The sequence below is a fragment of the Caulobacter sp. GW821-FHT09B11 genome (assembly GCF_059418205.1).
In genome coordinates this window covers 1-5,000 of sequence record NZ_JBWKPK010000043.1, presented here as the reverse complement: position 1 = coordinate 5,000, position 5,000 = coordinate 1, and the positions used below count along the sequence as shown (strand labels likewise).

Below are 5,000 nucleotides of genomic sequence, written 5' to 3'. Positions count from 1 at the left end.
CCCCCCAGTTGGGGCAAGAGCTGTCAGCTTCGCGGAAGCTGAGAACGCCCCCCCTCCGGCCCTCTGGGCCACCTCCCCCAGGGGGGGAGGATCTCATTACGGCACCGGCCAACGCTCGGCCGTGCGCTCGACGACGCGGGCCAGGAAGGCCACGAGGTCGGAGCCCATGTCGGGGGTGAAGGCTTCGGGGTCGGTCGAGCCGAAGGCCAGGACGCCCTGGCGCGAGGGCTCCCACAGGGCCATGCGGACCAGGGCCATGCTGCGGATGGTCTCGAACTTTTCGCCGAACAGGCCGAGCGCCGGGGCGAAGAAGCCCATGCGGGCGACGCCGTGGTCGCCCATGATCATGTCGACCTGGCCGTCGACCAGGGCGTGCCAGCCGGCGGGAACGCGGGCGGGGCCTTCCAGGGCCAGCGTGCCGGCGGCGAGGCTGAAGCGCAGGGCGGCCATCTCGTCGACGCGGCGGGCGAGGTCGGAGTGGTTGCGGGCGTCGAGCAGGTCGATGACGGCGGCGTGCACCTGGGCCTGGGCCGACATGTTGGCCTCCGCGGTGGCCTCGATGGTCTTTCGCACCTGGGCCTCGCGTTCGCGGGCGGCGGCGGCGCGGGCGATGGCGGCGTGGCCGAACTCGACGACGTTGCCTGCGTCGAGCTTGAGGCCCAGATCGCTGAGCAGGTCGGCGTCCTCGCGCAGCATGTCGGGCTGCTCACGCAGGAAGTCGCGGACCAGATCGGGATCGATCTGCGGCTGGACCATCGCCTGGCTGGATTCGCTCATGACCCCTCACACACCTGATCGCCTGCACGTGTCAGGCGAGGCGATGAAGCCCTGTTTCGGTTAACGTCGGCTTGATGACCTGCGCCGCGGCCCCATCTCGACGCGGCCACGTTTCTGGAGCAGAAGGCGGGTCCAATGCCGCGCATCGCCTCCGTCCTGCTGCCCATGCCGCTGCCCGAGGCCTTCGACTACGCCGAGCCGGAGGGCCTGGCGCTGGCCGTCGGCGACCACGTGGCCGTGCCCCTGGGTCCGCGCACCGTGCGCGGCGTGGTGACGGCCTTGCGCGAAGGCGCGGGCGGCAACCGGCCGCTGAAGCCCGTGCTGCACCGGGTGGATGACCCGCCCCTGCCGGTGAACGTCATCACCTTCGTGGAATGGGCGGCGCGCTATTCGGTGGACGTTCCGGGCTGGCCGCTGGCCATGGCCCTGCGCGGCCTGCGCCACCCGGCCGCCAAGCCGGAAAAGGCCGTGGCCCTGACCGGCGTCCCGCCCGGCCGCATGACGCCCGCGCGCCTGAAGGTGCTGGCGGCGGCCGAGCATGGCCCGATGAGCGCCGCCGAACTGGCCCGCCAGGCCGGGGTCTCGGCCGGGGTGGTCAAGGGGCTGGTCGACGAGGGGGCGCTGGAGGCGGTGCTGGTCGCCGCCGACGACTCGGTGCCTCAGCCCGACCTTTCCCTGCCGCCCCAGACCCTGAACCCGAGTCAAAAGGCCGCGGCCGACGTCATGGCCGACATGCTGGCGGCCGGCGGCTTCCAGGCCGCCTTGCTGGACGGGGTCACCGGCTCGGGCAAGACCGAGGTCTATCTGGAGGTCGCCGCCGCCGCCCTCGAGCGCGATCCGGCCGGCCAGGTGCTGGTGCTGCTGCCCGAGATCGCCCTGACCCAGGCCGTCATGGCCCGCTTCGAGCAGCGGTTCGGGGCCGCGCCGATCGAGTGGCACTCCGGCGTTTCCCCGCCGCGCCGCCGCCGGGCCTGGGAGGCCGTGGCCGACGGCCGTGCCCGCATCGTGGTCGGGGCCCGCTCGGCGCTGTTCCTGCCGTTCACGAACCTCAAGCTGATCGTCGTCGACGAAGAGCACGACGGCTCGTTCAAGCAGGAGGAGGGCTTCATCTACCAGGCCCGCGACCTCGCCGTGGCCCGCGCCAAGATCGAGAAGGCCCTGGTGGTGCTGGCCAGCGCGACGCCGTCGCTGGAGAGCCTGTGGAACGCCCAGTCGGGCCGCTACCGCTGGCTGCGCCTGGGCGTGCGCCACGGCACGGCGCAGCTGCCCGACGTCGAGCTGATCGACATGCGGGCCACCCCGCCCGAGCCTGGCCGCTGGCTGTCGCCGACCCTGGTGAAAGCCGTGTCGCTGACCCTGCAGAAGGGCGAGCAGAGCCTGCTCTTCCTCAATCGCCGGGGCTATGCGCCGCTGGTGCTGTGCCGCGCCTGCGGCGAGAAGCTGAAATCGCCCGACAGCGACAGCTGGCTGGTCGAGCACCGCTACACCGGTCGCCTCGTCTGCCACCTGACCGGCTTCTCGATGAAGAAGCCCGAGGCCTGCCCGCACTGCGGGGCCAAGGACAGCCTGGTGTCGATCGGCCCGGGCGTCGAGCGGGTGGAGGAAGAGGCGCGCTACCTGTTCCCCGACGCCCGCATCGCGGTGTTCTCGTCGGACACGGTGTTCGATCCGGCCGGGGCGCGGGCGCTGGTGGACTCGATGGCGGCCGGCGAGATCGACATTCTCGTGGCCACCCAGGCGGCCGCCAAGGGCCACAACTTCCCGAATCTGACCCTCGTCGGAGTGATCGACGCTGATCTGTCGTTGAGGGGCGGCGATCTGCGGGCCGGCGAGCGGACGTTCCAGTTGCTGGCCCAGGCGACGGGTCGTGCGGGGCGTCACGAGAAGCCGGGTCGCGCCTATCTCCAGACCTACGCCCCCGAGCACGCGGTGCTGCAGGCCCTGAAGGCCCAGGACCGCGACGCCTTCGTCGAGGCCGAGATGGCCATGCGCGAGGAAGCCGGCCTGCCGCCGTTCGGGCGCCTGGCCGCGGTGATCGCCTCCGGTCCCGACGCCGAGGCGCTGGAAGCCTACGTCCAGGCCCTGGCCGCGGCGACGCCCAACGCGGAAGGGGTGGAGGTCTACGGCCCCGCTGATGCGCCGCTGGGTCTGGTGCGCGGACGACGGCGCAAGCGCTTCCTGGTGCGGGCCGGCCGCAATGTCGACCTGCCGGCGTTCATGGCGGCGTGGCGGGCGCGGGCCAAGGTTCCGAACTCGGTGCGGGTGACGATCGACATCGACCCTTACAGTTTCCTCTGATCCCTCTCCCCTTGCGGGAGAGGGTGGCCTCGCGGAGCGAGGTCGGGTGAGGGGTCTCTCAGAAGGTTGCGGATAGGGCTTTCGACCCCTCATCCGTCATCCTTCGGATGACACCTTCTCCCGCAAGGGGAGAAGGATGGGTTCTATTCCTTCTCCAGCACCGGTTCCTGCGTCGGCATGCGCGAGCGCAGCGGCAGCGCCGGCACGAAGAAGATCACGATCACGCCCAGCACGATCACCAGCAGGGCCGCCTGCATCACCCCGCTGACGGCGTAGGCGAGGGCTTGGCCCAGCGCCGGGTCGCGGTGGCCGCCGACCACGCCGCTCTCCAGGGCCAAGCCCTGCAGGGCGCCGAGATCCAGCTTGCCGCCGCCGTAGCTGGCCAGGCGGGTGGTCAGCAGGGCGCCGGCCACCGCTACGCCTACCGTCGAGCCGATCTGGCGGAAGAACTGGTTGGAGCTGGTCGCCACGCCGATGTCGCGCGGCGACACCGCGTTCTGGGTGGCCAGGTTGAAGAGGCTCTGGTTGGGGCCCAGGCCCACGCCGACGACCAGCAGCAGCAGGCACAGCCAGTATAGATGGCTGATCCCGGCCAGATGGATCATCGGGGTCACCCCGACCAGCAGCAGCACCGCCCCGCCCAGCATGAACGGCTTGTACTTGCCCGTGCGGCTGACCAGCTGGCCCGACACCGACGAGCCGACGATCAGCCCGCCCATCAGCGGCAGCATGGCCAGGCCCGAAGTCGTGGCGTCCACCCCCAGGCCCAGCTGCATGTAGAGCGGCAGGAACACCGCCACGCCCATGAAGGCCATGGAGATCAGGAAGGCCGCCAGGTTGGCGGTGACGAAGGTCTTGTTCTTGAAGAGATGCAGCGGAACGATCGGGTTCGACACCCGGCTCTCGACATAGACGAAGAGGGCGAGCGCCACGGCCGCGCCGGCGAACAGGCCCACGCTCTGGACCGAGGCCCAGGCGATGTCGTGGCCGCCCAGGCTCAAGGCCAGCAGCAGCGGCACGAAGGCGGCGATCAGCAGGGCCGCGCCCAGGAAGTCGATGTTTCCCGAGCGCTGGTGCGGCAGGGCCGGCATCTTCACCAGGATCATGAACAGCGACAGCAGGCAGAGCGGCAGGTTGACGTAGAACACCCAGCGCCAGCCGGCGATCACGTGCGCGCCCAGCTGGATGGTGCCGTGGTCGGTGAAATAGCCGCCGATCAGCGGGCCCAGCACGCTGGACAGGCCGAACACCGAGCCGAAGATGCCGGCGAACTTGCCCCGCTCGCGCGGCGGATAGAGGTCGGCGATGATGGCGAAGGCGGTGGTGAAGAGCGCGCCCCCGCCGATCCCCTGCAGGGCGCGGAAGACGATCAGCTGCACCATGCCGCTCATGCCGGCGATCGGGCCGAACTCGCCCGACAGGCCCGACAGCCACGAGCCGACCATGAAGATCGAGATGCCGGCCACCAGAACCGGCTTGCGGCCGTAGATGTCGCCCAGCTTGCCCCAGATCGGCACCATCACCGTCGAGCTCAGCAGGTAGGCGGTGGTCACCCAGCTGTAGAGCGTCAGGCCGTGCAGCTCGGAGATGATCCGCGGCATGGCGGTGGAGACGATGGTCTGGTCCAGCGCGCTGAGCAGGAAGACGATCATCAGGCCGGCCAGGGTGGTGCGGCGTTCGGCGTCGGTGAATTGGCCGGTCATGCGATGGTCCGTGGGCGATGTCCCGAGGGGGTCGCCCCGCCTAGCATGGTTCGCCCGCGAAGGCGGAGAGGGAACGGCGATCTCGTTCGCAGAGCGGACGTTCGCGCCGGAGAGATGAAGCGTGCTCTTCTCCTCCCCCGTGCAACGGGGGAGGGGGACCACGAAGTGGTGGAGGGGGCGAGACTGGGCGCCGAGCTTGAACTCGCCCCCTCCGTCACGCTG

3 protein-coding genes are annotated in these 5,000 nt (G+C 70.6%); 1 reads left to right on the top strand and 2 read right to left on the bottom strand.

The genetic code is table 11. The features are described 5' to 3' along the window. Positions 1–96: 96 nt before the first annotated feature. Positions 97–777 carry a DUF484 family protein gene (locus tag AC07N1_RS23050; RefSeq protein ID WP_494673912.1) on the bottom strand — a complete coding sequence of 227 codons (681 nt, stop codon included), beginning with the start codon at positions 775–777 and terminating at the stop codon, positions 97–99. A 135-nt stretch (positions 778–912) separates the two neighbouring features. On the opposite strand from AC07N1_RS23050, the gene AC07N1_RS23045 reads away from it, so the two are divergent. Next, positions 913–3,075, top strand: a complete 2,163-nt coding sequence (locus AC07N1_RS23045; RefSeq protein ID WP_494673911.1) for a primosomal protein N' — start codon at positions 913–915, stop codon at positions 3,073–3,075. Between the two features lie 143 nt (positions 3,076–3,218). On the opposite strand, the gene AC07N1_RS23040 is transcribed toward AC07N1_RS23045, so the two are convergent. Further along, positions 3,219–4,778 (bottom strand): MDR family MFS transporter, encoded by a 1,560-nt coding sequence (locus AC07N1_RS23040; protein ID WP_494673910.1) that lies wholly within the window; start codon positions 4,776–4,778, stop codon positions 3,219–3,221. Positions 4,779–5,000: the final 222 nt, after the last annotated feature.

Bases quoted from the DNA above. Each gene is read 5' to 3' on its own strand.
- AC07N1_RS23040 (WP_494673910.1), bottom strand. From the start codon at position 4,778: ATGACCGGCCAATTCACCGACGCCGAACGCCGCACCACCCTGGCCGGC.
- AC07N1_RS23045 (WP_494673911.1), top strand. From the start codon at position 913: ATGCCGCGCATCGCCTCCGTCCTGCTGCCCATGCCGCTGCCCGAGGCC.
- AC07N1_RS23050 (WP_494673912.1), bottom strand. From the start codon at position 777: ATGAGCGAATCCAGCCAGGCGATGGTCCAGCCGCAGATCGATCCCGAT.